This window comes from Brevundimonas sp. NPDC058933 (assembly GCF_049315965.1).
Taxonomy (GTDB): domain Bacteria; phylum Pseudomonadota; class Alphaproteobacteria; order Caulobacterales; family Caulobacteraceae; genus Brevundimonas.
The window spans coordinates 55,095-81,237 of the sequence record NZ_JBMOSL010000011.1; the positions used below are offsets into that span (position 1 = coordinate 55,095).

A 26,143-nucleotide genomic window follows, 5' to 3' on the forward strand; every position below is an offset into this window, starting at 1 on the left:
CTGGCTCAGGCGTTCTATCGTTCTGGAACGAGAGGAGGTCGTCATGACCTGGTCCAGCCTGATCGTCTATGTCGATGACGAAGCCGATAACACCCAGCGGATCGAGCAGGCTTGCACCCTGGCCAAGGCGCATGGGGCGCACCTGATCGGGGTTTCGGCCTGCGCGCCGGAAACGCCGCTGGCTGACGCCTACGGCGCGGGCATCCTTCTGGGCGAGGTGCTGACGGCCCAGCACGAACGCGCTGAGAGCGCGCTGAAGGGGGCGGAGGACCGCTTCCGCGAGGTCGCCACCCGCGCGGGCGTGGGCTGCGAATGGCGCGCCGACGTGGGCGATCCGACCAGCCTTCTGGTCAGGCACGCCCGCGCCGCCGACGTGCTGATCGTCGGGCGCGATGCAGCCAACGCCAGCGGGTGGCGCGCGCCGCATCCGGCGGATCTGGCCATGCGAGCCGGACGCTCCGTCCTGATTGTGCCGCCGAACCCGGCGCGGTCGGTGGTCGGCGCCCCGGTCTTGCTGGCCTGGACCGACGGCCGCGAAAGCCGTCTGGCCGCCGTCGCCGCCATTCCCCTGCTGCGCGAGGCTGAAAGCGTGCGGGTGCTGGAACTCTGCGATCCCGAGGACATGGACGGCGCGCGGCTGCGCACCGCCGACGTCGCCGCCTGGTTGAAGCGTCATGGCGTCAAGGCCGAGGCCGACGTTCGCGCCCACGACGACCGGGCGACGGGCCGCCGTCTGCTGGACTGCGCCGCAGAGATGAAGGCCGGCGCCATCGTCAGCGGCGCCTGGGGCCATGCGCGGATGCGGCAGTGGATCTTCGGCGGCGTGACCCAGACCCTGATCACGGAAAGCCCGGTGGCCCTGTTGTTGGCGCACTGAAATCTCCCTTCTCCCCTTGGGGGAGAAGGCGGCAGGCGAAGCCTGACGGATGAGGGGTGTGTGCGGCGCCTATCCGATGCTGGCTGTCAGGTTGGATCGACATAGAATCTACCGGCTGCGCCGACACCCCTCATCTGGCCCTGAGATGCCCTTCTCCCTCAGGGGGAGAAGGGCATCTCAGGCAAACGGATATGGACTGACCGACTTCGACCAGTCGTCCACCGTCAGCGCCCGCCCGACCGGCGGCGCGGCGCGTTCGGCGCAGGGGTGGCGTTCGCACAGGCGACAGGCCGGACCGATCGGCGTGACCTCGGGCTTCTGGAGGTCCAGGCCGCGGGCATAGATCAGGCGGTGGGCGTGTTTCAGTTCGCAGCCCAGGCCGATGGCCAGGTCCTGGCCCTCGGTAAAGGCGTCCTGACCCTGCCGGTCGACGGTGCGGGCCAGGGTGAACCAGCGCGATCCCTCTTTTCCATCCTGGCCTGGCGTCTCGATGATCTGGGTGACGATGCGGCCCGGCGTGCGGAAGGCGGAATGCAGCCGCCAGCGCGGGCAGGACCCGCCGAAGCGTGAGAAGGGAAAGGCGCCCGAGGCATAGCGTTTCGACACATTGCCCGCCTGATCGACCCGCATCAGGAAGAAGGGCACGCCTCTGGCCGTTGGCCGGGAAAGCGTCGTCAGGCGGTGCGCGGCCTGTTCAAAGCCGACGCCGAAGCGGGCCTGCAGCCGGGCCAGATCATAGCCGGTCTCTTCCGCCGTGCGCTGGAAGGCGGCGTAGGGCATCAGGATGGCGGCGGCCAGGCTGTTGGTCAGCGAGGTCTTCAGAAGGTTGCGGGTCGGGCCATCGGGGGCGTTGGCCGCTTCGGTCAGGGCCTGCAGCTCGGCGCCATGCTCCATCAGGGCCAGCTGGCAGGCGACGGCGAAGGCGCGCGACGACGGGCCAAGGGTTTCGGACAGCAGCAGCCGGCCCCGGTGCGGGTCAAAGCGGCGGGTCCATTCGACCATGACCTCGGCGGGCAGGGTGCGGACCGTCAGGCCGTGGCGGGCGAACAGCCGCGCGCGGGCCAGGGCCTCGAAGCCTTCGTCGGGCGATGAGGCCTCGGCGCGAAGGGCCTCGTGCAGGGTCTCGCCCAAGGCGTCGAGTTCGGGGACGTGGTTGTGGTGCGCCTGGATATATTCGCGCACCCATTCGGACGGGCTGTCAGCGGGGGAGGCGGCGCCGGCGACCTCGGCCTCGGCCCGGTCGCGCACGCGCCGGTCGGAAAAGGCGCGATAGAGCCGCAGGATGGCGTCGGCGGCGGCGGGCTGGTCCTCGGCCAGTTGCACGATCTCGTGGCGCGGCACGGCCAGGCCCTGGAACAGGGGGTCGGCGAAGGCTTCGGCCAGTTCGGCCTCGGACGCCGGGCCGCCGGACTGGCCCAGGTTCCTCAGGTCCACGTCATAGGTCTCGGCCAGACGCAGCAGCAGCTGGGCCGAGACGGGGCGCTGGTTGCGCTCGATATGGTTCAGATAGGAGGGTGAGACGCCCAGGTCGCCCGCCATGGCCGTCTGCGACAGGCCGAGGTCGCGTCTCAGCCTTTTCAGGCGGCCGCCGAGGAAGAGTTTGCGATCAGCGGCGGCGTTCATGGCGCGATGATGTCACGATATGACTGAATGGCAAGTGTCATGACGTGACTGTTTGACTTGAATGATGGGGGTGCGGCTGTGTCAATCATGACGGCGGCGTGTTTGGGTCTTCGGGACAGCGGCTGCGGCCGCGCCTTATCGAGACCGAGACGAACATGACGACCTTCGCCGATCTGGTTCCTTCGCCCGCCGGCCGTTTCGACGGCATCGAACGCCCCTATGCGCCGGAGGACGTCCTGCGCCTGCGCGGCTCGGTGCCGGTCACCCACACCCTGGCCGAGCGCGGCGCCAACCGCCTGTGGGAACTGCTGCACACCGAGCCCTTCATCAACGCCCTGGGCGCCGTCACCGGCAATCAGGCGATGCAGATGGTCCGCGCCGGTCTGAAGGCCATCTACCTGTCGGGCTGGCAGGTCGCCGCCGACGCAAACACCGCCGGGGCCATGTATCCCGACCAGTCGCTGTATCCGGCCAACGCCGCGCCGGAACTGTGCCGTCGCATCAACCGCACCCTGCAACGCGCCGACCAGATCGAGCACGCCGAGGGCGGCGCCAAGCGCGAGTGGTTCGCCCCCATCGTCGCCGACGCCGAGGCCGGCTTCGGCGGGCCGCTGAACAGCTTCGAGATCATGAAGGCCTTCATCGAGGCGGGCGCTGCCGGCGTCCATTTCGAGGACCAACTGGCGTCGGAGAAGAAGTGCGGCCACCTGGGCGGCAAGGTCCTGATCCCGACCCAGGCGCATATCCGCAACCTGGTCGCGGCCCGTCTGGCCGCCGACGTCATGGGCACGCCGACCATCACGGTCGCCCGCACCGACGCCGAGAGCGCCCAACTGATCACCTCCGACATCGACGAGCGCGACCAGCCCTTCATCGACCGCGAAAACCGCACGCCCGAGGGCTTCTTCCGCCTGAAGGAGGGCACCGGCCTGGACCACTGCATCGCGCGCGGCCTGTCCTACGCCAACATCGCCGACCTGCTGTGGTGGGAGACCTCGCACCCCGATCTGGACGACGCCAAGAAGTTCGCCGAGGCGATCCAGAAGGAGCATCCGGGCAAGCTGATGGCCTATAACTGCTCGCCCTCCTTCAACTGGAAGGCCAAGCTGGACGACGCCACCATCGCCAAGTTCCAGCGCGAGCTGGGGGCCATGGGCTATAAGTTCCAGTTCGTGACCCTGGCGGGCTTCCACAGCCTGAATAATTCGATGTTCGAGCTGGCCGACGGCTACCGCGATCGCGGCATGGCGGCCTATTCCGAGCTGCAGCAGCGCGAGTTCTCGAACGAGGCCGCCGGCTACACCGCCACCCGCCACCAGCGCGAAGTCGGCACCGGCTATTTCGATCAGGTCGCCACGGTGATCTCGAACGGCCAGTCCTCGACCACGGCCCTGAAAGACTCCACCGAAACCGCCCAGTTCCACGCCGCTTAGGAAAGGAATGACCCTATGGAACCTCTGAACCGACCCCACGCGATCATCGAATTCTGCCTGGCGCCGCTAGGTCTCGACCCGGACGCCGAGGCGACGCAGGAGGTCCGCAAGCGGCTGGAACACGTCATCAAGACGTTTCAGGCCAAGGCGGTGAAGCCGGTCAGCATCGACTTCTCGACCATGCCGTCACAGGTCATCAACGAAGCCGCCCACGGCTACGAATAGACGAAGACCCTCAGGCCGCTTGAACCGCGGCCTGAGGCGCGTCCGTGGTCAGCTCCTGCACCATGGCCAGCAGGGCTTCGACGCTGAACGGCTTGGCCAGATGGCGGTCGGCCCCGGCGTCCAGCCCGGCCGCGATATGTTCCGGCAGGGCGTTGGCGGTCAGCATGACGACCGGGGTGCGCGGCGCCCCCATGGCCACCTCATGCAGGCGGATTTCGCGCGTCGCCGTCAGCCCGTCCATGACCGGCATCTGCATGTCCATCAGCACCAGATCGAAGGCCGAGGCGCGACAGGCCTCGACCGCCTGGGCCCCGTCCTCGACCGAGACCAGATCGACGGCTTCCTGATCCAGGATCAGTTCGACCACGCGACGGTTGGTCGGATGGTCGTCGGCAACCAGGATGCGCAGGCGACGGGTGTTCTCGACAAAGACCGAGTCCCCGGACGCAACGACCGTCGGCTTCGGCACAGCGGGGGCCTCGGCCGGGCGCAGGGGCAGGGTCAGGATGAAGGCGGCGCCGCCGCCCGGCTCGCTCTCGCACCCCAGACCGCCGCCCATCATGGCGGCCAGTTCGCGGCTGATCGCCAGTCCCAGGCCGGAGCCGCCGAAGCGTCGCGTGATGTCGCCGTCGGCCTGTTCAAAGCGGCTGAACAGCCGGTCGCGCGTCTCGGCGTCAAAGCCGATGCCGGTGTCCTGCACCACGAAGCGCAGGCCTTGCGGCCCGGCGTCGACCGTCAGGCTGACGAAGCCCGAGGCGGTGAACTTCACGGCGTTGGAAACCAGATTGGTCAGGATCTGCTTCAGACGGACGGCGTCGCCGTGGACCCAGAGGCGGGCCTCGGGCGCGACTTCGACGAAGAACTGCAGTCCCTTGTCGCGGGCGGCGGCGGCGTAGAGCTGGGCCGCTTCTTCCGTCGCACGGGCCAGATCGAAAGGCTCCTCGCCCAGCTCCAGACGGCCGGATTCGACGCGCGCCAGATCGAGGATGTCGCTGAGCAGGGTCTGAAGCGTCCGGCTGGAAGAATGGATCAGGTCCAGCATCTCGCGCTGCTGCACATCCAGATCAGTGCGGGCCAGGGCCTGGGCTACGCCGATGACGCCGTTGAGAGGGGTGCGGATCTCGTGACTCATATTGGCCAGGAACTGGCTCTTGGCGCGGTTGGCTGTGTCGGCGGCGTCTTTCGCTTCGGCCAAGGCCTGGGCGTCGCGTTTCAGGTCGGTGATGTCAGAGCAGACGGTGACCGTGCCCTTCTCGGCTGTGCGGCGATCCTGAACCCGCAGCCAGCGGTCGCCGACATTCTGTTCCATGGCTCCCAGCGGGCGGCGCCTGTTGGCGAGACGTTCGGCCACCCAGGCCTGCTCGCGGCCCTCGGCGCAGGGATAGATGCCGGCCTTGAGGCCGGCCTCCAGAATTTCCCGAAAGGTGATGCCGACCTTCAGGACTGCGGCGACCTCGGGGTTCACGTCGGCGTAGCGCTGGTTCCAGATCGCCAGTCGGTCGTCGGCGTCGTAGAAGCCCAGGCCGTCAGGCATGGCCTCGATGGCTTCGCGAAGCTGGCCCAGGGCGCTGTGGCGCGACCACCAGACCATGCCGGTCAGGAAGGCGGCGATGATGGCCAGCAAGCCGACGCTGGCCCCGATCCACAGGGTCAGGGTGGCTTCGGCGGCGGCGGCGCTCGGCAGGAGCACGCCGGGCGTCGGCGTGATGATCACGGCGCTCATGGCGACGAAATGAAGCCAGCAGACGCCGAGCGTTCCCAGAAGGGTGGCGGCGATCAGCCTTCTGAAGCCGACCCGCCATGGCAGGAGGGCGATGGCGCTGACCAGCAGCATGCCGCCGACGACCGCGACCGTCGCCAAGGGGGCGTTCCACGACAGGGTGGCGCCCGACATGCGCAGTCCCGCCATGCCCATGAAATGCATTGAAGCCACGCCAAGGCCGCATGTCAGAGCAGCGACCACGCGACTGATCCGTCCGGCTTCGGCCAGCGCCAGATGCATGGCGACATAGAAGGCGACGACCACGACGCCAAGCGAGACGGCCGTTTCCCCGACATTGTAGCGGACCGGCACGCCGACGTCGTAGGCCTTCATGGCGATGAAATGCGTGCTCCACACCCCCAGGCCGGCGACCAGGGGCGCGGCGATCAGGTAGACACGTCGTGATCGTCGCGCGACGTTACGGGCGCGATCGAACAGGGAGAGAGCGATCAGCAGGCTGAATGTCGATACAAGCAGGGCGAATGGCAGAATCCGCCAGTCATGTTGCTGAACCAGGCAGTTCAGGATCGTATTCACGTCGCAAGCCCCTCCAGCCCCTTCGAAAAGACTGCCGCAAATCGGTGAACAAAATACGCTATGCGCGACAAACTTCGCCCATCCGATCGCCCTTCGAGTCGCGGTCAGCATAGGGTCAGTCGCTGAACAATGAGATAACGTCGATCTTCATGCCGTACGAGCATTCGCCTTCGCCGGTTGCGCCGACCGCCTCGTCCCGGCTCTGGACCGCCGGGGCCAGCGGCGGCGTGGCGATTCTGGTGATGGCGGTGCTGGCGGTGATGAAGCCGGAACTGGCGGGCTGGCTGGCGGCGGGGGCCGTGGCGGTGGCGACGGCGACCTGGCTGGTCAATCGTCGGCCGCCGGCTCTGGCCAGCATCAGCGACCTGGACGGAAGCAGCCCTGTCGATCTCGTTCCGGACGGCGCGTTGCTGGGCGATGTGTTTGAAGCCCTGGGTGATCCGATCCTGATCATCAGCGGTGGCGAGGCGGACGACATCGCCGGCCGTCGCATCGCCCTGGCGAATGCTGCGGCGCGCGAGCTGTTCCGGCTGACCGGAACGGGAGCGGGGCTGCTGGTCTCGGTGATCCGCGATCCCAAGGTGCTGGAGGCGGTGGACGAGGCCCTGTTCGGGGATTTCAGCAGTACGGTCGACTATGTCGGCGGCGGCGCCCAGGAACGGCACTGGCGCGCCTTCGTGCGACCCTTGCCTGAACGAGACGCCCATCTGTGGGGCGCGGGGGCCATGGCGCTTCTGGCGCTGCGCGACGAGACGGATGCGCGACGCATGGAGATGATGCGAGTCGACTTCCTGGCCAACGCCAGCCACGAACTGCGCACGCCCCTGGCCTCGTTGTCGGGCTTCATCGAGACGCTGAAGGGGCACGCCAAGGATGATCCCAAGGCGCGCGACAGGTTTCTCGACATCATGGCCATTCAGGCGGATCGCATGGGGCGGCTCGTCGCGGACCTGCTGTCGCTGAGCCGGATCGAGCTGAACGAGCATATCGCGCCGCTGGGTCGGGTGGACCTGTCGCGAGCGGCGTCCGACGTGGTGGACGCGGTCAGCGTGATCTCACGCGAACGCGGCGTGACCATCAAGGCTGACCTGGGGCAGGGCGGTGCGACGGTCTCGGGTGATCGCGACGAGATCGTTCAGGTCATCCAGAACCTGATTGACAACGCCCTGAAATATTCCAGCAGCGGCGGCGTGGTGGAACTGTCCATCGACCGTGACCGGACTTTGGACGAGGCCATGGCGGCGCGGATGCCTGAAGGCACGCGCCTGTCGCTGGCCACGCCGGATCGAGAGGCGGGTCAGAGATACGCCGTGGTCACGGTGCGCGACCACGGGCCGGGCATGGCCCGTGAACACCTGCCGCGCCTGACCGAACGCTTCTATCGCGTCGAAGGCCAGAAGAGCGGCGAGCGCCAGGGTACGGGCCTGGGTCTGGCCATCGTCCGTCACATCATCATCCGTCACCGAGGCGGGCTGACCGTCGACAGTGCGCTGGGGCAGGGCGCGATCTTCGCCGCCTGTTTCCCGTTGGCGCCCGTACGAGAGGCGGAAACTGTGGGCGGATCGACGCCGTAACAGAACTGTCACGCGGCCGTCTTATTCCGCTCGCCAATCGCGGGCAGTTTCCCGGCCGAAACGCGCCGGACCCGGCACGTTAATGATTCACGCGTGCACGGACCCGGATGATCTGGATTTTCCTGTTACTGCTGATCGCATTCTCCGTGCTCGCCTATCTGGGCGGGCGCAGGTTGGCCGTGCGTCGCAGCCTGGGCGTCAGGGCCCATTCGCGTCCCGGCCAGCATGGTCTCTACGCCCTGATCTGGGTCGGCATGCCCGCCCTGGTGATGCTGATCGCCGCGTCGATCCTTTCCACGCCGCTGGAGCGCCAGATGATGGCGGCGGGGGCGCCGGACGCCGTCACTCAGCTGGAACCCTTCCGTCGCGAGGCCTTCTTCTCGGATGCGCGCCGCATCGGCGATGGTCTGGAAGCCCAGCAGATCTGGCCCGCGCCCTATGCCGAGGAACTGCCGGCCGAGGGGCGTCGCGCCCATCGCATCTCGTCGGTCCTGGACTGGGGCGGGGGCGTTGCGGCCTTGATCGCAGCCATCCTGGGCGGCGTCTTCGTCTTCGTTCGCATCCGTCCCGACCTGCGCGCGCGTAACCGGGTCGAGAGCTGGATCAGCATCGTTCTGTTCGCCTGCTCGGCGGTGGCGGTGCTGACGACGCTCGGCATCATCTTCTCCCTGGTGTGGGACTCCTTGCGCTTCTTCAACTCGGTGCCGATCACGGAATTCCTGTTCGGGACCAAGTGGAGCCCGCAGATGGCGATCCGCGCGGACCAGATCGGATCATCGGGCGCCTTCGGAGCCGTGCCCCTGTTCGCGGGCACCTTCCTGATCATGATGATCGCCATGATGGTGGCCGGACCGATCGGCCTGTTCTCGGCCATCTATCTTTCCGAATACGCCGGGCGCCGCACCCGCGCCGTGGTCAAGCCTCTGCTCGAGGTCCTCGCGGGCGTGCCGACCGTGGTCTACGGCTTCTTCGCCGCCCTGACGGTGGGACCGGCCTTCCGCGTCTTCTTCAACACCATCGGCGGCTGGCTGGTCGGGGGACCGCTGGACGGCATCGGCCAATACCTGCTGCTGGTGCAGAACCAGATGGCCCTGGTAGCCGGCGCGGTCATGGGCATCATGCTGATCCCCTTCGTGAGCTCCCTGTCCGACGACATCATGAACGCCGTGCCGCAGTCCCTGCGCGACGGTTCCTACGCCATGGGCGCGACCAAGTCCGAGACGGTCAAGCGCGTGCTGCTGCCCGCCGCCCTGCCGGGCATCGCCGGGGCCTTCCTGCTGGCCATATCGCGCGCCATCGGCGAGACCATGATCGTGACCATGGCCGCCGGTCTGGCCGCCAAGCTGACGCTGAACCCGCTGGATACGGTCACGACCGTCACGGTGCAGATCGTTACGCTGCTGACCGGGGATCAGGAGTTCAACAGTCCCAAGACCCTGGCCGCCTTCGGTCTGGGCCTGACCCTGTTTGTCGTCACCCTGCTGCTCAACATCGTCGCCATGCGCATCGTGCAAGCCTATCGGGAACAATATGACTGACGCGCCCGTCGACATTGGCGTGAAGACGAGCGCCGTCAGCCCCCGGACCGAGCGTCTGCAGGCCCGCCTGCGCGGCCGCTACGCCCGTGAGACCCGCTTCAAATGGTATGGCCGCGCGGCCATCGGCTTCGCCCTGGTCTTCCTGGTGATCCTGCTGGGCAGCATCATCATGCAGGGCCGCACGGCCTTCTACAGCCACAGCGTGACCCTGCCGGTCTACATGGACGCGTCGCGGATCGACCGCGCCTATCCCCAGGGCGCGAACTTCGAGCAGATCGTCGCTGAGCAACAGCTGCGTCGCCTCGGCATTCAGGACGATGCGCAGGGCACGAAAGCCGCGGCGATGAAGGCGCTGTTCTCGTCGGAGATCAAGTTCCAGGCGGCGGGCATGATCGCGCGTCAGCCCAGCCTGCTGGGCCAGACCGTGCCGGTCACGGCGCCCCTGGCCGACAACGCCGACCTTTATCTGAAGGGGAAAATCTCCGAGACCACGCCCGAGGATCAGCGCCGCATCAGCAATGAGCAGATGGGCTGGCTGGACCGGATGAAGGCGTCGGGCGCTGTCCGAGCCCACTTCAACAGCGCCCTGTTCACCAAGGGCGACTCGACCCAGCCCGAGCTGGCGGGCCTGCTGGGCGCCGTGGTCGGTTCGGCCCTGATGCTGCTGGTCACGGCCCTGATCGCCATTCCGGTCGGCGTCGGCGCCGCTGTCTGGCTGGAAGAATACTCGCCGCGCAATCGCCTCACCGCGATCATCGAGGTCAACATCAACAACCTCGCCGCCGTGCCGTCGATCGTTTACGGCCTGCTGGGTCTGGCCCTGTTCATCAACTTCCTGCACCTGCCGCGCGCCAGCCCGCTGGTCGGCGGTCTGGTCCTGGCCCTGATGGCCCTGCCGACGGTGATCATCGCCACGCGCTCGTCGCTGAAGGCCGTGCCGCCGTCGATCCGCGAGGCCGCACTGGCCATGGGCGCCAGCCGCACCCAGACCGTGTTCGGCCACGTCCTGCCCCTGGCCATGCCGGGCGTGATGACGGGGTCGATCATCGCCATGGCCCACGCCCTGGGCGAGACCGCGCCCCTGCTGCTGATCGGCATGATCAGCTTCGTCCCCGGCGTGCCCCACGCCATCGACGAGCCCGTCGGCGCCCTGCCTTCGCTGATCTACATCTGGGAGAACGCGTCGGAGCGCGCGTTCCACGAGCGGACCGCCGCCGCCATCCTTGTGCTCCTCGCCTTCATGATCGTCATGAACGCCGCCGCGATCCTGCTGCGTCGGCGGTTCGAACGCCGGTGGTAGTCTTATGAAGTTCAACATTTTCCGCGCCCCAGAGGGCCCGGGCGGCGGTTCCGCCGTCCGCGAGCCCGCGTCCCTGACGACCGCTCCGGTGGTCGGCGCCCATGCGTCTGCGCCCCTGGGTCCGATCAAGATCGCCGCGCGCGACGTCTCGGTCTTCTATGGCGACAAGCAGGCCCTGTTCGATGTCTCGCTGGACATCCCGGACAAGACGGTCACGGCCCTGATCGGGCCGTCGGGTTGCGGCAAGTCGACCTTCCTGCGGACGATGAACCGCATGAACGACACCATCCCCGGCTGCCGCGTCACCGGCCGCATCGAGATGGACGGCGGCGACATCAACGACCGCAAGATCGACCCCGTGCTGCTGCGCGCCCAGGTCGGGATGGTGTTCCAGAAGCCTAACCCCTTCCCCAAGACGATCTATGAGAACGTCGCCTATGGGCCGAAGATTCACGGCCTGGCCACCTCCAAGGGCGAACTGGACGACATCGTCCAGAAGGCGCTGAAGCGCGCCGGTCTGTGGGAGGAGGTCGCCGACCGCCTCCACTCGCCGGGCACCGGCCTGTCGGGCGGCCAGCAGCAGCGTCTGGTCATCGCCCGCGCCATCGCGGTCGAACCTGAAGTCATCCTGATGGACGAGCCCTGCTCGGCCCTGGACCCGATCGCCACGGCCAAGATCGAGGAGCTGATCGACGAACTGCGTGAGCGCTACTGCATCGTCATCGTCACCCACTCGATGGCCCAGGCGGCGCGCGTGTCGCAACGCACGGCCTTCTTCCACATGGGCAAGCTGGTCGAGACCGGCGACACCGAAGAAATCTTCACCAATCCCCGCGAGCGCCGCACGCTCGACTATATCACCGGCCGCTTCGGCTAAGGGCAGTCATGAACCAGCACACGGTCAAGGCTTACGGCGACGAACTGAACCAGCTGACGGCCGAGGTCGTCCGCATGGGCGGTCTGGCCGAGGCCCAGGTGGCGGACGCCATCGAATCCGTCGCTCGCCGCGACGTGGCGTTGGCCAAGGCGGTGGTCGAGCGCGACAACCGTCTGGACGCCCTGCATCGCGACATCGAGAAGAAGTCCATCCGTCTGATCGCCCTGCGTCAGCCGGTGGCCTCGGACCTGCGCCGGACGCTTGGGGCCATGAAGCTGGCCTCCGACCTGGAGCGCACCGGCGACCTGGCCAAGAACATCGCCAAGCGGGCGCTGATCCTGGCTGAAGGCGAGCCCATGCAGCCCCTGACCCGCTCGATCGAGCGGATGGGGCGGCTGGTCTCGACCCGGCTGCGCGACGTGCTGGACGCCTATACGGCGTCGGAGATCGAGCGCGCCCTTTCGGTGTGGAGCACCGACGACGAGGTGGACGAGCACTACAACGCCCTGTTCCGCGAACTGCTGACCTACATGATGGGCGACCCGCGTACGATCACGGCCTGCACCCACCTCTTGTTCATGGCCAAGAACCTGGAGCGGATCGGCGACCACGCGACCAATATCGCCGAGACGGTCCACTATGAAATCACGGGCGAGGAAATGCTGGGCGAGCGGCCCAAGGCCGTCCCCGGTCCCGGTGAGGAACAGACGTCCACGCCGCACATCTCGACCATGCCGTCCGATCTGACGGACGACTGACTTCCCTTCCTGCTGACGACTTCGACTGCCCGGAGAGCCTGACGTGCAACCCTATATTCTGGTGATGGAAGACGAGGACGCCCTGGCCACCCTGCTCCAGTACAATCTGGAAAAGGAAGGTTATGACGTGACCGTGGCCGCGGACGGGGAGGAGGGGCTGCTTCAGGTCGACGAACGCCTGCCTGATCTGGTGCTGCTGGACTGGATGCTGCCCAAGCTCTCTGGCATCGAGGTCTGCCGGCGCCTGCGCGGCCGGGCCGAGACCCGCAACCTGCCGATCATCATGCTGACGGCGCGCGGCGAAGAGTCGGACCGCGTGCGCGGCCTGGACACCGGCGCCGACGACTACATGACCAAGCCCTTCTCGATGACGGAACTGACGGCCCGCATCCGCGCCGTGCTGCGTCGCATCCGGCCGGGTCTGGCCGACGACCGCATCAACCACGCCGACATCGTCATCGACCGCGTCGCCCATCGCGTCCGCCGCGCGGGCAAGGAAGTCCATCTGGGTCCGACCGAATTCCGCCTGCTGGATCACCTGATGAAGCATCCGGGCCGGGTGTTCAGCCGCGAACAACTGCTGGACGCGGTCTGGGGTTCTGACGTCTACGTCGAGGCCCGTACTGTGGACGTCCACGTGGGGCGTCTGCGCAAGGCCCTGAACGTCGAGGGTACGGTCAACCCGATCCGCACCGTGCGTTCTGCCGGCTATTCGCTGGACCTGAACAGCTAGGACGGCGCCGCGCCGGAGCAGCCCGGCGGGTTAAATTTCGGTCACCCGCATCCGTAGCCGCGGCGTGCGCCCTCATGACGGGAAGTCATGGGGAGAGGCGCGATGCCTGATGCAATCATTGCAATGCTGGCCTGGGTCGGCGCTGTCGCGCTCGGCGGGTTGGCGGCGGCTGTTTTGATGAAGGGCCGCGTGCGGTGGGGCTGGCTGGTCGCCGCTCTTCTGCTGATGGCCGTCTATGACGCCGTGCTGACGCGCGGTTACGGCCATATCCCGCTGTCGTTCGGCTCATCGAACTGGAACTGGGAAGGCAAGGCGCTGGCCGTCCTGCTGTCGCTGGTCGTAGCCAGCCTGCCGGTCATCGGCTGGAGGCGGGCGGGGCTGACGTTGAAACAGGACCGACGGGGCCTGACCGGCGCCTTGATCCTGTCAGGACTGCTGGCCGTTCTGTTCCTCGGGCTGGCCCTCTATTTCCCGGGGCAGGGTTTCGATCTGGACAGCCTGGCCTTCCAGTTGACCATGCCGGGCCTGGACGAAGAGCTGTTCTATCGCGGCGTCCTGCTGTTGATGCTGAACGAGGCCTTCGGCAAGCCGCTGCGCATTCTGGGGGCGCCCATGGGCTGTGGCGCGGCGTTGTCATCGCTGGCGTTCGGCCTGACCCATGCCCTGGGCTATTCGGACGGCGGCTTCACCTTCGAACCCTTGCTGATGGCGTCGACAGGCGGCGCGGCGCTGTTGCTCGTCTGGCTGCGTGAGAAGACCGGCAGCGTGCTGCTGCCGATCCTCCTGCACAACTATGGCAACGCGATCTTCATGCTGGTCTAGGCGGTCGGCTGTTCGATCTCGGTCGGGTCGATCTCATAGACGGTCGAGCAGTATTCGCAGGACGCGTGGATCTTGCCGTCGTCCTCGACCATTTCCGCCCGATCTTCGGGCGGGAAGGACTGCATGACGGCGACGATCCTTTCCCTGGAGCAGCGGCAAACGGCAGCCAGGGCCCTTGCGCCCTCCAACCGCACGCCATCCTCATGGAACAGGCGGAACAGCAGGGTTTCAGCGCTGATAGTGGGATCGATCAGTTCGTCGTCGCCCAGGGTGAAGAACAGGGCGCGGGTGCGCTCCCAGACGTCTTCGGTCGAGCCGCGTGCGTCATCGCTGGCGATGACCTGGATCATCGCACCGCCCGCGCGCCAGGACGTGCCCGCCTCGGTGGTCACCTGACCCACGGCCAGACGCACCTTGGTCGGCACCTGTTCCGACTGGGTGAAGTAGTGCTCGGCGCACAACGACAGGCTCTCGCCCTCGATCGGGGTGATGCCCTGGGTGCGTTCGAAGTCCTCGCCCCGATCAATGGTCATCACGAAGACGCCCTTGCCCAGAAGCGTCTGGGCGCCGGGGCGGGCGAAGCCTTCCGACGCCTTGGCCACCTCTTCGGGATCGAAGCGGCAGAAGCCGCGCAGCGTGCCGGCGGTGTCATAGTCGGCGACGACGTAGCGGACAGGACCGTCGCCCTGGGCCTGAACGATGAGCCGACCCTCGAACTTCAGCGCCGAACCGACGATGGCCGCCAGGACGCAGGCCTCGCCCAGCAGGGCGGCCACGGGTTCCGGGTAGTCGTGGGCCGAGAGGATCGTGTTGACCGTCTCGCCCAGGCGGACCAGGCGACCGCGCACCGGCCAGCCTTCGATCTGGAAGGCGGCGGCGAAGTCGTCGGCGGGGGCGGCGGCAGGCTGTGCGGCGGGCGCGTGATCGGTCACGGCGGAGATCCTGAAAAAGGCGAAACTGTTCGGAAGCGGCGCAACATAGGGAGGCGTCGGTCAATTGGTAAGGGCCGGCGATGCGAGGTTGCAGCTTGGCCGTTTGTGGCGGAACCTCTTGCGGCCCGGTTCGCTCCTGTCCTGACGACAGTTTCGACAAGAAGAGGTTTGATTGCCCATGGTTCGACAGTTCAACGCCGTGGACGAGGTCCGCAAACATCCAGGGATCACCGCCGGCGTGGTCGCCGTTCTGGCAGGGGTGGGCCTTGCCGCTCTTCTGCTTAACCAGCGTACCGGTCCGACGCGATATGATCGTCTTCGTGAACGGGTCGATCCGCGGGGCTGGTTCGACGCCGAGGCCTTGCGTCACCGCTTCGACGATATCGCGCGCGGGGTTCGAGACGGCGCCGACGATCTGACCCATCGCGCCGCTGACCTGGGCGATTATGCGGGGGAGAAGGCTGGACGCTTCGGTCATGACGCGCGCGCCCAGGCCCGGCACTGGCTGCAAGGCTCCCGCAAGAAGTCGCGCAGGCCGATGAAACGCTATGCCCGGCAGGCGCGTCGCTATGCCGAGGATGCGGGCGATTTCGCCCGAGACCATGCGAAAGAGGGCGGCGCCCTGCTGGCTGTGGCCACCATCGCCGCCGCCATCGGCGCCGCGGCGCTGGAAAGCCGGCGCAAGGGCGGCTTCGGCAAACTGTAGGGCTTTTGGAAAATTCGTGCGGAAAGGGGGGCTTTGGTCCCCCTTTTTATTGCTGCAATTGCGAAGGTGGGCTAGGTGCGGCGCATGACTTCGCCCGTCTTCATCTTCGACTTCGATTCCACCCTGGTGCGCATTGAGACGCTTGAGGCGCTCGCTGACATCGCCCTGACCGACGCGCCCGATGCGACGGCGAGGAAGGCCGAGATTGCGGCGCTTACAGACCAGGCCATGTCGGGGCAGGTGGATTTCAGGACGGCCCTGCGGCGACGGCTGGACCTGCTGGCCCTGACCCGCAGTCATGTCGAGGTCCTGAGCGACCGGATCCTGGATGAGGCCAGCGCCTCGATTCGACGCAATGTCGATTTTTTTGAGCGCCACGCAGACCGAGTCTACATCCTGTCGGGCGGCTTCCGCGAGGTGATCGCGCCGCTCGCCGCCCGTCTGGGCGTGGCCGCCGATCATGTGCTGTGCAACGACCTGATCTATGACGAGCAGGGACGCGTCAGCGGCGTGGACGAGACCAACCCCCTGTCGCGCGACAATGGCAAGCCCGAGGTCATCAAGGCGCTGAACCTGACCGGCCCCGTGGTCATGGTCGGCGACGGCTGGACCGACGCCGAGGTCAAGCTGGCCGGCGCCGCCGACCGCTTCTACGCCTTCACTGAGATCGTCCGCCGACCAAAGGTGATCGCCGTCGCCGACGCCGTCGCGGCTTCGCTGGACGAGGTCCTGTTCGCCGAGGGCGTGGCCGGGCGCTGGTCCTATCCACGCAACCGCATCCGCATGCTGTTGCTGGAGAACATCCACCCCGCCGCCGTCGAGCGGCTGGAGGAGGCCGGCTATTCCGTCGAAACCCTGAAAGGGGCGCTGGACGAGGACGACCTGATCGAGGCGATCAAGGGCGTGCATGTTCTGGGCATCCGTTCCAAGACCAATGTCAGCGCGCGGGTGCTCGAACACGCCGACCGGCTGCTGGCCGTCGCCGCCTTCTGCATCGGCACCAACCAGATCGATCTGGACGCAGCCGCCGCGCACGGCGTGGCCGTGTTCAACGCTCCCTATTCCAACACCCGTTCGGTGGTCGAATTGGCCATCGGCCTGACCATCGTTCTGATGCGCGACGTGGCCGACAAGTCGGCGGCCATGCACCAGGGCCAGTGGAACAAGTCGGCCACCGGCTCGCGCGAGCTGCGCGGCAAGACCCTGGGCATCATCGGCTACGGCGCCATCGGTTCGCAGCTGTCCGTCCTGGCCGAAGGGCTGGGGATGCGGGTCATCTTCCACGACCTGTCGGAGCGGCTGGCCCTCGGCAACGCCCGGCGGATGCGCTCGCTGGACGCCCTGCTGGCCGAGGCCGACGTGGTCAGCCTGCATGTCGACGGGCGCAAGGACAACGCCGACGTCATCGGCGCAGCCCAGTTCGCGAAGATGAAGCCGGGCGTCCTGTTCCTGAACCTGTCGCGCGGCCATGTCGTCGACGTCGACGCCCTGGCCAAGGCGGTGAAGTCGGGCCGGATCGCAGGGGCGGCGGTCGACGTCTTCCCCGAGGAGCCGCGCACCAACGCCGATCCCTTCGACAGCCCCCTGCGCGGGCTGAAGAACGTCATCCTGTCGCCGCACATCGGCGGTTCGACCGAGGAGGCGCAGGAAGCCATCGCCGAGTTCGCTGCCGAACGTCTGCTGGGCTATCTGAATCGGGGCGACACCACCTTCTGCGTCAACCTGCCGAATGTTCAACTGGCCGAGGTCTCGCGTGCGCACCGTCTGCTGCACATTCACAAGAACCAGCCCGGCGTTCTGGCCGAGCTGAACCGCGCCCTGTCGGCGGCTGGCCTCAACATTCTGGGCCAGCACCTGAAGACGGACGAGCAGACCGGCTATGTCATCACCGATGTCGACCGGGGCTATGATCCCGAGGTGCTGAAGGTCCTGCGTGACCTGCCGGGCACAGTGCGCTTCCGAATGCTTCACTGATCGGTGTTCAGCTTCCCTAGCGGCATCTTGCGTTGACGTGAAAGCGGCGCAGACTGCCGAATAACGACCGCACACTGACGGTCGAGGGAGGAACAAGGATGTCTCGTCTTCTTCGCGGGGCGGCTCTGGCCGCGCTGACCCTGGCCGCCGTCTCGACGGCAAACGCCGCCGGGGCGCAGACTTACAACCGTCTGGTCGTTTTCGGCGACAGCCTGTCCGACAACGGCAATCTCTACCTGGCCACCGGCAGGGCGACGCCGGCGTCGCCGCCCTATTTCCAGGGCCGATTCTCCAGCGGGCCGGTCTTCACCGAGCGTCTGGGCTTCAACGCCGCCAACTTCACGGGACCAGTGACCGGCAGCATCAACTACGCCTTTGGCGGTGCGCGCACGGACAGTCAGGCCTCGCCTCTGGGGATGCGGGTGCAGTTGGCCCAATATCAATCGCGGGGCGGGACCTTCTCGGCCGGGGATCTGGTCAGCATCCTGGGCGGCGCCAACAACATCTTCCAGGGCCTGCCGGCGGCGGGCGCATCAACCAATCCCCAAGGCAGCATCGCGCCGGTGGCGCTGGGCGCGGCGTCGGATATCAATTTCCTCGTCGGCGGCGTGGCGCAGGCAGGGGCGGGAACCATCCTGGTCACCAACCTGCCCAAGCTGAGCCTGACGCCGCAGTTTCGCGGCACGGCCGCCGCGCCCCTGGCTGATTATGCGGTGACGACCTTCAACGGCGCCTTGCTGACGGGCCTGAACGCCACGGCGGCCGCACGCCCCGGCACGAACATCATCATGATGGACCTGTTCAAGATCGGCGACGTCATCGCCGCCAACCCCAGCGCCTTCGGCGTGACCAACGTCACCCAGCCCTGCTTCAACGGGGTGACGGTCTGCGCCAATCCCGACGACTATTTCTACTTCGACGGGGTCCATCCCACCGCCGCTGGTCATGCCGCGATCGCGCGTCTGGCCAATGACTATCTCTACTACGGCGACCTCGGGTCCCAGACGGCCTTGCTGGGCGAGACAGCCGGGCGGCACCGTGAGGATGCTCTGGACGACGCCACCGCCAGCCTGTCGGCGCGCGAGGCCTGGACCGCCGGGACGTCCATTTCCGTCTCTGCTTTGGTGGACCGGACCAAGACCGACGCCCGCGACGCCATCGGCGAAGCGACCTCGGACGGCTATGGCGTCCGGATCGCGCTGGAGTCGGGCAACGAGACGATGAAGTTCGGCCTCGCCGGCAGCTATCGCAACGCCGACGTGGACGCAGGCAGCCTGAACGTCGACCTGGATACCTTCGCCATCGACCTTTACGGCGGCTGGCGCTCTGGCGATCTGTTCATCAACGCGGCTGCGGGCGCGGCCCAGGACGACTTCAACGACATCAGCCGGCTGACCTCGCTGGCGCCTGTGGTCCATACCGGATCGACCCGGGGCGTCTCGACGGGCGCGCGCTTGCAGGGCGGCATGTGGTTCGACCTCGGCGGCGTCGCCCTGTCGCCGCGTGCAGCTGTGGCCTGGGTCAACAGCGACGTTGACGGCTTTGACGAGCAGGGTCCGGCGGCGCAGTACGCCTACAGGGATCGATCGGTTCAGGCGACCACAGCCGAGATTGTCCTGCGCGCCGAGATGGGGCTTGATCGCTTCCACCTCTACGCCGAGGGCGGCTACCGTGACGCACTGAGTGAAGACAGCGATGCGGTTCGGACGGGCATCGCCGGCAATCCCGCCCAGGTCCTTTCGCGCGAGGTCGAAGATCCCTGGGGCGGCCAGTTTCTGGCGTCGGCGGGGATCGAAGGCACGGTGATGGATCGGCTGAAGGTCTCGATCGGGTACAAGGGCCGCTTCGGCGACCAGGCAGACAGCCATATGGGCGGGGTGCAACTGACCCTGCCGCTTTAGAGCGTCCAGCAAGCAGGGGAGGGGCCGCGCGACGCATGTCGCGCGGCCTCTTTCATATAAGGCCGGGGCTTCGGGTTCCCTCGGTGCGACGCCTTGTCGCCCCTGCGGCGCCCCATTCGCGTCCCTGTGTAGTGGCAAAAGACGGTCAACCCCGGCCGTCGGCGACCGCTTCCTCGCCACCCGCGCAGCCTGTTTCGCGTGACCACGACGGCCCTCCCGCTCGATGTTTGAGCGCCAGGAGTGCAGTTACAGTATGCGTTTTCTTCCCCCGGCCGTGAGGCCGTTTGCGATCCGTTTTGGCCAGACCAGCGTCGTCGCCGTCACCGCCGTTCTCGCCATGGCCGGCGCACCCCTGGGCGCCGCCAGCCTGCCGTCGGACAAGGCTGAGGCCCTGTCCGTCCCTGCCGCCCCGCCGGTCAAGGCCGTGGCCCAACCGGCCGGGCCGATGATGCGAAAGGTCGCCTTCGAGGCTCCGGTCAAGGGCTACCGGATCAACTCCGCCTTTGGCCTGCGCAAGCTGACGATCGAGGCCAAGGCCCGCGCCCACAAGGGCGTGGACATCGCCGCGCCCAAGGGCACCAGCGTCTATACGACCGCTGAGGGTCGGGTGGTCCGCGCCGGCTTCCAAGCCGGAGGCTATGGCAACTTCATCGAGGTCAAGCACCCGAACGGCCTGAGCAGCATCTATGGTCACCTCAGCCGCATCGACGTGCACACGGGCCAGGACGTGGCGCCCGGCGAGCGTATCGGCCTGGTCGGCTCGACGGGCTATTCGACTGGCCCACACCTGCATTTCGAGGTGCGTCGCAACGGCGCCCAGGTGAACCCGACCAAGGTCATGGGGCAGAGCTTCGACGTGAAGGTCAGCGTGCCGAAATAGGTGCCCTGCGGATCATGACCGATCCGTAATGTAAAATGCCCTTTCCATTTGCCCTGCTGGACCGTTAGGATTCGTATCCGACGGTTGCAAGGGGAACGGCATGGTTGCGGCGCTGACGCTGGACGGGATCAGCAAGAGGTATGGCGGCTTCCAGGCCGTTTCCGACCTGAGCTTCGAAGTCGAGAAGGGCGCCATCTGCGGCTTTCTCGGCCCCAATGGCGCGGGCAAGACCTCGACCCTGCGCATGATCCTGGGTCTGCAGCCCGCTACGTCGGGGCGCATCGAGATCCTGGGCGCCGACGACGGACGCAAGGTCCGCGACCGGATCGGCTTCCTGCCCGAGGAGCGCGGCCTTTACAAGAAAATGACTCCGGTGGACGCCATCGCCTTCTTTGGCGGACTGAAGGGCCTGCCTGTTGTCGAGGGCCGCAAGCGCGCCCGCGAGATGCTGGAGCAGATGGGTCTGGGCGACGCCCAGAAGAAGAAGATGAAGGAGCTGTCCAAGGGGATGGCCCAGAAGGTCCAGCTGATCGCCTCGGTCGTGCATCGACCCGAGTTCGTGATCCTGGACGAGCCGTTTTCCGGGCTCGATCCGATGAACCAGCAGGGGCTGGAGGCCATGATCCGCGCCTTGGCCGCCGATGGAGCGACGGTTCTGTTCTCGACCCACGTCATGCAGCACGCCGAGCGGCTGTGCGACAAGGTCGTGCTGCTGGCGCGCGGCAAGAAGGCGTTTGAAGGGACCGTGGACGAGGCGAGGGCGACCTCGCCGCGCTTCCTGGAACTGGAGGGCGCGCTGGATGTCGCCGCGGTTTCGGTCCTGCCAGGCGTGACAGGCGTCGAGCTTTTAAGCGAACAGGATGGAGCGCGCACGCTGCGCGCCGGGCTGGCGCAAGGCGCGGGCGGGCAGGAGGCGCTGAAGTCCGCCTTCCTGACCGGACTGGATGTTCGTCGGTTCCAGATCAAGGAGCCGACCCTGCACGACGCCTTTATCGCCCTGACCGGCGACCATCCTGACGAGGACCAGAGCGTCGCCCGAGACGCCGCCAAGGCGGAGGCCGCCCGATGAACCGTACTCTTCTCATCGCGCGCCGCGAGTTCATGGCCTACGCGAAGACGGTTGGCTTCTGGCTGTCGCTGCTGGCCTTCCCGCTTTTCGGCGTGCTGGGCGGGGCCATTCCCATTCTGATGAGCCAGGCCGAACCGACGCGTTCGGTCGCCCTGATCGACGAGGCGCCGGCGGGTTCCGGCCTGGCCGCCGCCGTGCGTCAGTCGCTGGAGCGCGAGCAGGCGAGGGGCGACATCAGCGCCCTGCGCATGGCGGCCATCCCCGAGGCGGGCGTGGCCGGCGGGGACCGTGTGCGACAGGTGGCCGAGAGCGAAGGCTTCGAAGCGGGAATCTCCGCCCTGAAACGCGAAGCGCCGCGGGCCGGCGCCAAGTTCGACACGCCGAAACGCAGCCTGATCCTGGTCTCACCCCCGGCCGAGATCACGGCCGCCGCCCCGGGCGAGGCGCGCGACGCCCAGGCCCGCCGCTATCTGGGCGATGACGCGCCCGAGGGGCAGAAGCTGAGCGGCGTGGTCTTCCTGACCGAAGCGAACGGCCAGCCGGGCGCCCGTGTCTGGACGGCCCGCGCTACCGACGACGCCGTCGAAGACGCCGTCCGCGATGCGTTGAAGGACGCCAACCGCCGTCAGGTCTTCGCCGCCAGCGGCATCGACCCTGCTGTGGTGGCCCAGACCGACCGCTTCCGTCCTGACCTGTCCGTCTTCTCGCCCAAGGCGGCGTCGGGCGGCGAGGTCTCGTTCCGCGACAAGCTGCCGACCGTGGTCGGTCTGGCGGTCGGCTTCATCCTGTGGTCGCTGATCATCACCGGCGCGTCGATCCTGCTGAACAGCGTGATGGAGGAGAAGTCGAACAAGATCCTGGAAGTCCTGCTGTCCTCGGCCTCTGCGACCGAGATCCTGACGGGCAAGGTGCTCGGGGTGGCGCTGCTGACGCTGACGGTGCTGGTCGCCTGGGGCGGGCTGGGCGGGATCGCTCTGATCGCAGCCGCGCCTGATATGGGGCGCGACATCGGCTCGGTGTTGATGAGCAATGGTCTGCTGATCTACTTCCTGTTGTTCATGGTGGGCGGCTACCTGATGTACGCGGTCCTGTTCGCGGCCATCGGCGCCTTCTGCGATACGCCGCGCGACGCCCAGACCCTGATGGGGCCGATCATGATGGTTCTGATCGTGCCGCTGCTGGTCATGCAGATGGCCATCCGCACGCCGGATGCGCCGCTGGTGAAGATCATGAGTTTGATCCCGCCCTTTACGCCCTTCGTCATGGCGGCGCGAGCGCCCAGCGGCCCGCCGCTTGTCGAAATCGTCGGCGCTCTGATCGGCATGTTCCTGTTCGCCGCGCTGATGGTCTGGGTGGCGGGGCGCGCCTTCCGCGCCGGGGCCCTGTCCGACGTGAAGCTGAACTGGAAGAGCTTCCTGGGCGCGGTGCGCGGGGGCAACTAGGGCGGGGCGGGGCCTGAACTTTCATGCCCCGCCGCTCGTTCAATAAGACGAACGGAAGCCGATCTTATCGAGGCGGATCATGACGACCATGGCAAGGACGATAGCCCCCCGGTGGCGACTGGCGATGTGGGGTGGGATCGCGGTGCTGCTGCTCCTGCCGCTGATCGCCATGCAGTTCACCCGCGAGGTGACGTGGGACGCAGCGGACTTTGCCTTTGCGGGCCTTCTGTTGCTCGGGGCAGGCCTTGTTTTCGAACTGGCCGCCTGGCGGAGCAGGGCCTTGGTCTGGCGGCTGTCGATCGGCTGCGCACTGGTCCTGGCTGTGCTGCTGATCTGGGCCGACGCCGCCGTCGGCGTTTTCTGAAGCCACGCGACAATCCAGCCATAGAAAAGGCCCGCTCCGGTTTCCCGGAGCGGGCCTTGATCTTTCAGCCTGGGCTGGGGCCGTATTAACGGCCGCCCGGAACCCGGGGCTTCGGAGCCGGCAGAAGGCCTTCGCGCTGGGCGCGCTTGCGGGCCAGCTTGCGGGCGCGACGAACAGCTTCAGCCTTTTGACGGGCGCGCTTTTCCGAAGGCTTTTCGAAGTGCACGTGGCGCTTCATTTCACGGAAGCTGCCTTCGCGTTGCATCTTCTTTTTCAGGGCCTTGAGCGCCTGATCGACATTGTTGTCGCGAACGAAAATCTGAACCAGGGTTATCTCTCCTTTGGCCGCCCGCCGCGTCCTTTCGAAGGGAGACGGGCAGACAAAATAAAAATCTCTACCGACAGACAGGGCTCTCGGATGAAGGCGCGCTGATACACGACCCGTCGGGGCCTGTCCAGATCGCCACAGGTAATCGTGATGGGTCGAAATGCCGGACGGACAGGACTATTCTGGGGATATGACCGAGACCGCCGCCGACGCCATTCCCAAAACCGATTGGGCCTCTCGCATGGAGCAGGCCGTGCTGGACGCGGCCCTGGCGCGCGCGCCGGCCTTGGGCTGGAATAGCCGTCTCGTGCGCGCGGCGTGCGAGGCCAATGGCCTGTCGCTGGGGGACGAGGAGCTGTTGTTGCCCAACGGCGCGCGCGACCTGGCGGTCCTGCTGTCGCGGCGTCACGATTCGCGCGCCCTCAAGGCGCTGGAGGCGACGCCGCCGGAGACGATGAAGATTCGCGCGAGAATCGCCGCCGCCGTCTCGGCGCGGATGGAGGCGGGCGCCGAGGACATCGAGGCGGCCAAGCGCTGCGCCGGCTTCCTCAGCCTGCCGACCAATATGGATCTCGGCTTCAAGCTGGCCTGGGAAAGCGCCGACCACCTGTGGCGCTGGGCGGGGGACACGGCGACCGACCAGAACCACTATTCCAAGCGCGCCATCCTGGGCGGCATCCTGATCCCGGCCCTGACCATGCGCTGGTTCGACGGGCGAGAAGCGGCAGAGGCCTTCGTCGCTCGCCGCATCGAGAACGTCATGGCCTTCGAGAAGTGGAAGGCCGGCAAGGATTTCGACGCGCCGCTGAGGGCGGTGACGGACGCCCTGGGGCGGTTGCGGTACGGGGCGAAGGAAGTCTGAGCCTCCCTCTCCCGATGGGAGAGGGCTTGAGCGCGCGGCGGCGAAGGCGCCGCTCTTGCGCGAAAGGGTGAGGGGCGACTGTCAGCCTTGAAGACGCCCAGCGTGCCGCCTGACAGCGTCGATCAATGCTTCCGGCGCGCTGAAAATCTGATCATTGGTCATTCGGATCACTGTCCAGCCGAGGGTCTCAAGCGCCTGTTGTCGCTTGCGATCACGCGCCATGACTTCATCCAGCTGATGCACGGCGCCGTCGATCTCGATGATGAGCCGTGAACGGTCGCAGGCGAAGTCGACGACGTAAGGCCCGATGGGATGCTGGCGGCGAAACTTGTGGCCGTCGATCCGACCGCCACGCAGGGCAGACCAGACGCGTTCCTCGGCACGGCCGGAGGATTGGCGCAACTTGCGTGCGCGGTCGGTTCGCAGGGGTGTCATGAGAAAAGAGTGTGCGAGCGTCGCGCAGGCACGGCAAGCGGCGAACCCTCACCCTTTCGCGCAAGGACGATCGCCGACGCGCTCGTGCGCTCAAGCCCTCTCCCATTGGGAGAGGGTCAGAGAATCCGGTTCACGTGCGCCATCTTGCGACCTGCGCGGGCCTCGTGCTTGCCGTAGAGGTGCAGGCGGGCGTTCGGTTCGCCTGAAAGTGCGCGCCATTGATTGATCTCGTCGCCCAGCAGGTTGGTCATCTCGATGCGGGCGTGGGCCTCGGTCGGGCCCAGGGCCCAGCCGACGATGGCGCGGATGTGCTGCTCGAACTGGTCGCAGACGCAGCCGTCCTGGGTCCAGTGGCCGGTGTTGTGGACGCGCGGCGCGACCTCGTTCACCAGCAGGGTCCCATTGCCCATGTCGAACAGTTCGATGCCCATGACGCCGACGTAGTCGAGGCCGTCAAGGACAGCGGCGGCGATCTCGTGGGCGCGGGCCTGGGTGGCTGCATCGACGGCGGCGGGGGCGAGCGTGGTCTTCAGCACCCCGTGGGCGTGGATGTTCTCGCCCAGGGGATAGACGGCGACGGCGCCGTCATGGCCGCGCGCGGCGATCACCGATAGCTCCCGGTTAAACACGGCGGCGGCTTCCAGAACGGCGGGTCGGCGGCCGATGGCGTCGAAGGCGGCCTCAGCGTCGGCGGCGTCCCTGATCCAGACCTGGCCCTTGCCGTCATAGCCTTCGCGGCGCGTCTTCAGCAGGGCGGGCAGGCCAAGGGCGTCGATGGCCGCGGTCAGGTCGTCCAGCGTCTTCACGGCGGCGAAGTCGACTGTGGGGGCGCCGACGGCGTTCAGATAGGTCTTCTCGTCCACCCGGTCCTGAGCCACGGCCAGGGCGGTCGGGCCCGGCGCAACCAGGGCGCCGGCTTCGGCCAGTTGCTCGACCGACAGGGCGGGGACGTTCTCGAACTCGAACGTGACGACGTCGCAAAGGCGGCCGAGGGCCTGCAACGCGTCGGGGTCGTCATAGGGGGCGGTGATCTGGGCGCGCGAGACGCGGGCCGCCGGGCAGTCGGGCTCGGGGTCGAGGATCACCACGTCAAAGCCCAGGCGCGAGGCGGCCTGGCTCAGCATCCGGCCCAACTGGCCCCCGCCGAGAATGCCGAGGGTCGATCCGGGGCTCAGGGGCAGTTGGGGCAAG

The 26,143-nt window shown here is 67.2% G+C and carries 25 protein-coding genes and 1 pseudogene; 20 read left to right on the forward strand and 6 right to left on the reverse strand.

Annotated features, from left to right (window positions below):
• Positions 1 to 43 precede the first annotated feature (43 nt).
• The gene (locus ACOZBP_RS14965) at positions 44 to 877 is read left to right on the forward strand and encodes a hypothetical protein (protein ID WP_422677117.1); all 834 of its coding nucleotides are present in this window, start codon (positions 44 to 46) and stop codon (positions 875 to 877) included.
• A gap of 177 nt (positions 878 to 1,054) precedes the next feature.
• On the opposite strand, the gene ACOZBP_RS14970 is transcribed toward ACOZBP_RS14965, so the two are convergent.
• Complete coding sequence (locus ACOZBP_RS14970; RefSeq protein WP_422677118.1) at positions 1,055 to 2,500, reverse strand: helix-turn-helix domain-containing protein; 1,446 nt, start codon at positions 2,498 to 2,500, stop codon at positions 1,055 to 1,057.
• Between the two features lie 155 nt (positions 2,501 to 2,655).
• Between ACOZBP_RS14970 and aceA the strand changes: the two genes are divergently transcribed.
• Both aceA and ACOZBP_RS14980 read left to right on the forward strand, forming a co-directional pair.
• On the forward strand, positions 2,656 to 3,933 hold the full coding sequence (gene aceA, locus ACOZBP_RS14975) for an isocitrate lyase (RefSeq protein WP_422677119.1): 1,278 nt from the start codon (positions 2,656 to 2,658) through the stop codon (positions 3,931 to 3,933).
• 15 nt (positions 3,934 to 3,948) lie between these two features.
• On the forward strand, positions 3,949 to 4,158 hold the full coding sequence (locus tag ACOZBP_RS14980; RefSeq protein WP_422677120.1) for a hypothetical protein: 210 nt from the start codon (positions 3,949 to 3,951) through the stop codon (positions 4,156 to 4,158).
• A gap of 10 nt (positions 4,159 to 4,168) precedes the next feature.
• Here the strand turns inward: ACOZBP_RS14980 and ACOZBP_RS14985 are convergent, their stop codons facing one another.
• Positions 4,169 to 6,457: a response regulator gene (locus ACOZBP_RS14985; protein ID WP_422677121.1), complete on the reverse strand. Its 2,289-nt coding sequence runs from the start codon at positions 6,455 to 6,457 to the stop codon at positions 4,169 to 4,171.
• Between the two features lie 149 nt (positions 6,458 to 6,606).
• On the opposite strand from ACOZBP_RS14985, the gene ACOZBP_RS14990 reads away from it, so the two are divergent.
• From ACOZBP_RS14990 to ACOZBP_RS15020, 7 genes are all read left to right on the forward strand, one after another.
• Positions 6,607 to 8,031, forward strand: coding sequence for an ATP-binding protein (locus tag ACOZBP_RS14990; RefSeq protein WP_422677122.1), 1,425 nt, complete (start codon positions 6,607 to 6,609; stop codon positions 8,029 to 8,031).
• A gap of 107 nt (positions 8,032 to 8,138) precedes the next feature.
• Positions 8,139 to 9,569: a phosphate ABC transporter permease subunit PstC gene (gene pstC, locus ACOZBP_RS14995; protein WP_422677123.1), complete on the forward strand. Its 1,431-nt coding sequence runs from the start codon at positions 8,139 to 8,141 to the stop codon at positions 9,567 to 9,569.
• Positions 9,562 to 10,869, forward strand: coding sequence for a phosphate ABC transporter permease PstA (gene pstA / locus ACOZBP_RS15000; protein WP_422677124.1), 1,308 nt, complete (start codon positions 9,562 to 9,564; stop codon positions 10,867 to 10,869). Before pstC ends, pstA begins: the two co-directional genes overlap by 8 nt.
• A 4-nt stretch (positions 10,870 to 10,873) precedes the next feature.
• Entirely contained in the window at positions 10,874 to 11,746 is an 873-nt protein-coding gene (gene pstB / locus ACOZBP_RS15005; RefSeq protein WP_422677125.1) for a phosphate ABC transporter ATP-binding protein PstB, read from the forward strand.
• A gap of 8 nt (positions 11,747 to 11,754) precedes the next feature.
• Positions 11,755 to 12,504 carry a phosphate signaling complex protein PhoU gene (gene phoU / locus ACOZBP_RS15010; protein ID WP_422677126.1) on the forward strand — a complete coding sequence of 250 codons (750 nt, stop codon included), beginning with the start codon at positions 11,755 to 11,757 and terminating at the stop codon, positions 12,502 to 12,504.
• Between the two features lie 43 nt (positions 12,505 to 12,547).
• The gene (gene phoB / locus ACOZBP_RS15015; protein WP_114817985.1) at positions 12,548 to 13,237 is read left to right on the forward strand and encodes a phosphate regulon transcriptional regulator PhoB; all 690 of its coding nucleotides are present in this window, start codon (positions 12,548 to 12,550) and stop codon (positions 13,235 to 13,237) included.
• Between the two features lie 102 nt (positions 13,238 to 13,339).
• Positions 13,340 to 14,059 (forward strand): CPBP family intramembrane glutamic endopeptidase, BDIM_20840 family, encoded by a 720-nt coding sequence (locus ACOZBP_RS15020; protein WP_422677127.1) that lies wholly within the window; start codon positions 13,340 to 13,342, stop codon positions 14,057 to 14,059.
• Here the strand turns inward: ACOZBP_RS15020 and ACOZBP_RS15025 are convergent.
• Positions 14,056 to 14,991 carry an Hsp33 family molecular chaperone gene (locus ACOZBP_RS15025; RefSeq protein WP_422677128.1) on the reverse strand — a complete coding sequence of 312 codons (936 nt, stop codon included), beginning with the start codon at positions 14,989 to 14,991 and terminating at the stop codon, positions 14,056 to 14,058. The two genes, ACOZBP_RS15020 and ACOZBP_RS15025, sit on opposite strands and share 4 nt — an antisense overlap.
• A 178-nt stretch (positions 14,992 to 15,169) precedes the next feature.
• Between ACOZBP_RS15025 and ACOZBP_RS15030 the strand changes: the two genes are divergently transcribed.
• From ACOZBP_RS15030 to ACOZBP_RS15065, 8 genes and pseudogenes are all read left to right on the forward strand, one after another.
• Positions 15,170 to 15,697, forward strand: coding sequence for a hypothetical protein (locus tag ACOZBP_RS15030; protein ID WP_422677153.1), 528 nt, complete (start codon positions 15,170 to 15,172; stop codon positions 15,695 to 15,697).
• A gap of 84 nt (positions 15,698 to 15,781) precedes the next feature.
• A pseudogene (locus ACOZBP_RS15035) lies at positions 15,782 to 16,306 on the forward strand (HAD-IB family phosphatase); the annotation flags it as partial.
• 135 nt (positions 16,307 to 16,441) lie between these two features.
• Positions 16,442 to 17,671, forward strand: coding sequence for a phosphoglycerate dehydrogenase (gene serA / locus ACOZBP_RS15040; protein WP_422677154.1), 1,230 nt, complete (start codon positions 16,442 to 16,444; stop codon positions 17,669 to 17,671).
• Positions 17,672 to 17,769: 98 nt separating this feature from the next.
• Positions 17,770 to 19,572, forward strand: coding sequence for an autotransporter domain-containing protein (locus ACOZBP_RS15045; protein WP_422677129.1), 1,803 nt, complete (start codon positions 17,770 to 17,772; stop codon positions 19,570 to 19,572).
• 253 nt (positions 19,573 to 19,825) lie between these two features.
• Positions 19,826 to 20,452 (forward strand): M23 family metallopeptidase, encoded by a 627-nt coding sequence (locus ACOZBP_RS15050; protein WP_422677130.1) that lies wholly within the window; start codon positions 19,826 to 19,828, stop codon positions 20,450 to 20,452.
• Between the two features lie 100 nt (positions 20,453 to 20,552).
• A complete protein-coding gene (locus tag ACOZBP_RS15055) occupies positions 20,553 to 21,521 on the forward strand; it encodes an ABC transporter ATP-binding protein (protein ID WP_422677131.1) in 969 nt (322 codons plus the stop codon).
• Positions 21,518 to 22,963 (forward strand): ABC transporter permease, encoded by a 1,446-nt coding sequence (locus tag ACOZBP_RS15060; RefSeq protein WP_422677132.1) that lies wholly within the window; start codon positions 21,518 to 21,520, stop codon positions 22,961 to 22,963. The genes ACOZBP_RS15055 and ACOZBP_RS15060 overlap by 4 nt, the downstream gene beginning before the upstream one ends.
• Positions 22,964 to 23,051: 88 nt before the next feature.
• Positions 23,052 to 23,327, forward strand: coding sequence for a hypothetical protein (locus tag ACOZBP_RS15065; protein ID WP_422677133.1), 276 nt, complete (start codon positions 23,052 to 23,054; stop codon positions 23,325 to 23,327).
• Positions 23,328 to 23,412: 85 nt separating this feature from the next.
• Here ACOZBP_RS15065 and rpsU read toward each other — a convergent pair whose 3' ends face one another.
• Positions 23,413 to 23,646 (reverse strand): 30S ribosomal protein S21, encoded by a 234-nt coding sequence (gene rpsU / locus ACOZBP_RS15070; RefSeq protein WP_422677155.1) that lies wholly within the window; start codon positions 23,644 to 23,646, stop codon positions 23,413 to 23,415.
• Between rpsU and ACOZBP_RS15075 the strand changes: the two genes are divergently transcribed.
• Positions 23,554 to 23,760 carry a hypothetical protein gene (locus ACOZBP_RS15075; RefSeq protein WP_422677134.1) on the forward strand — a complete coding sequence of 69 codons (207 nt, stop codon included), beginning with the start codon at positions 23,554 to 23,556 and terminating at the stop codon, positions 23,758 to 23,760. The genes rpsU and ACOZBP_RS15075 overlap by 93 nt on opposite strands.
• 85 nt (positions 23,761 to 23,845) lie before the next feature.
• Entirely contained in the window at positions 23,846 to 24,517 is a 672-nt protein-coding gene (locus tag ACOZBP_RS15080) for a COQ9 family protein (RefSeq protein WP_422677135.1), read from the forward strand.
• 81 nt (positions 24,518 to 24,598) lie between these two features.
• Here the strand turns inward: ACOZBP_RS15080 and ACOZBP_RS15085 are convergent, their stop codons facing one another.
• Both ACOZBP_RS15085 and ACOZBP_RS15090 read right to left on the reverse strand, forming a co-directional pair.
• Positions 24,599 to 24,952 (reverse strand): endonuclease domain-containing protein, encoded by a 354-nt coding sequence (locus ACOZBP_RS15085; protein WP_422677136.1) that lies wholly within the window; start codon positions 24,950 to 24,952, stop codon positions 24,599 to 24,601.
• A gap of 116 nt (positions 24,953 to 25,068) precedes the next feature.
• Complete coding sequence (locus tag ACOZBP_RS15090; RefSeq protein WP_422677137.1) at positions 25,069 to 26,142, reverse strand: 5-(carboxyamino)imidazole ribonucleotide synthase; 1,074 nt, start codon at positions 26,140 to 26,142, stop codon at positions 25,069 to 25,071.
• Position 26,143 lies beyond the last annotated feature (1 nt).

Coding starts and splice junctions, on each gene's coding strand:
- ACOZBP_RS14965 (WP_422677117.1), top strand. CDS start 44: ATGACCTGGTCCAGCCTGATCGTCTATGTCGATGACGAAGCCGATAAC.
- ACOZBP_RS14970 (WP_422677118.1), bottom strand. CDS start 2,500: ATGAACGCCGCCGCTGATCGCAAACTCTTCCTCGGCGGCCGCCTGAAA.
- aceA (WP_422677119.1), top strand. CDS start 2,656: ATGACGACCTTCGCCGATCTGGTTCCTTCGCCCGCCGGCCGTTTCGAC.
- ACOZBP_RS14980 (WP_422677120.1), top strand. CDS start 3,949: ATGGAACCTCTGAACCGACCCCACGCGATCATCGAATTCTGCCTGGCG.
- ACOZBP_RS14990 (WP_422677122.1), top strand. CDS start 6,607: ATGCCGTACGAGCATTCGCCTTCGCCGGTTGCGCCGACCGCCTCGTCC.
- pstC (WP_422677123.1), top strand. CDS start 8,139: ATGATCTGGATTTTCCTGTTACTGCTGATCGCATTCTCCGTGCTCGCC.
- pstA (WP_422677124.1), top strand. CDS start 9,562: ATGACTGACGCGCCCGTCGACATTGGCGTGAAGACGAGCGCCGTCAGC.
- pstB (WP_422677125.1), top strand. CDS start 10,874: ATGAAGTTCAACATTTTCCGCGCCCCAGAGGGCCCGGGCGGCGGTTCC.
- phoU (WP_422677126.1), top strand. CDS start 11,755: ATGAACCAGCACACGGTCAAGGCTTACGGCGACGAACTGAACCAGCTG.
- ACOZBP_RS15020 (WP_422677127.1), top strand. CDS start 13,340: ATGCCTGATGCAATCATTGCAATGCTGGCCTGGGTCGGCGCTGTCGCG.
- ACOZBP_RS15030 (WP_422677153.1), top strand. CDS start 15,170: ATGGTTCGACAGTTCAACGCCGTGGACGAGGTCCGCAAACATCCAGGG.
- ACOZBP_RS15045 (WP_422677129.1), top strand. CDS start 17,770: ATGTCTCGTCTTCTTCGCGGGGCGGCTCTGGCCGCGCTGACCCTGGCC.
- ACOZBP_RS15050 (WP_422677130.1), top strand. CDS start 19,826: ATGCGTTTTCTTCCCCCGGCCGTGAGGCCGTTTGCGATCCGTTTTGGC.
- ACOZBP_RS15055 (WP_422677131.1), top strand. CDS start 20,553: ATGGTTGCGGCGCTGACGCTGGACGGGATCAGCAAGAGGTATGGCGGC.
- ACOZBP_RS15060 (WP_422677132.1), top strand. CDS start 21,518: ATGAACCGTACTCTTCTCATCGCGCGCCGCGAGTTCATGGCCTACGCG.
- ACOZBP_RS15065 (WP_422677133.1), top strand. CDS start 23,052: ATGGCAAGGACGATAGCCCCCCGGTGGCGACTGGCGATGTGGGGTGGG.
- ACOZBP_RS15080 (WP_422677135.1), top strand. CDS start 23,846: ATGACCGAGACCGCCGCCGACGCCATTCCCAAAACCGATTGGGCCTCT.
- ACOZBP_RS15085 (WP_422677136.1), bottom strand. CDS start 24,952: ATGACACCCCTGCGAACCGACCGCGCACGCAAGTTGCGCCAATCCTCC.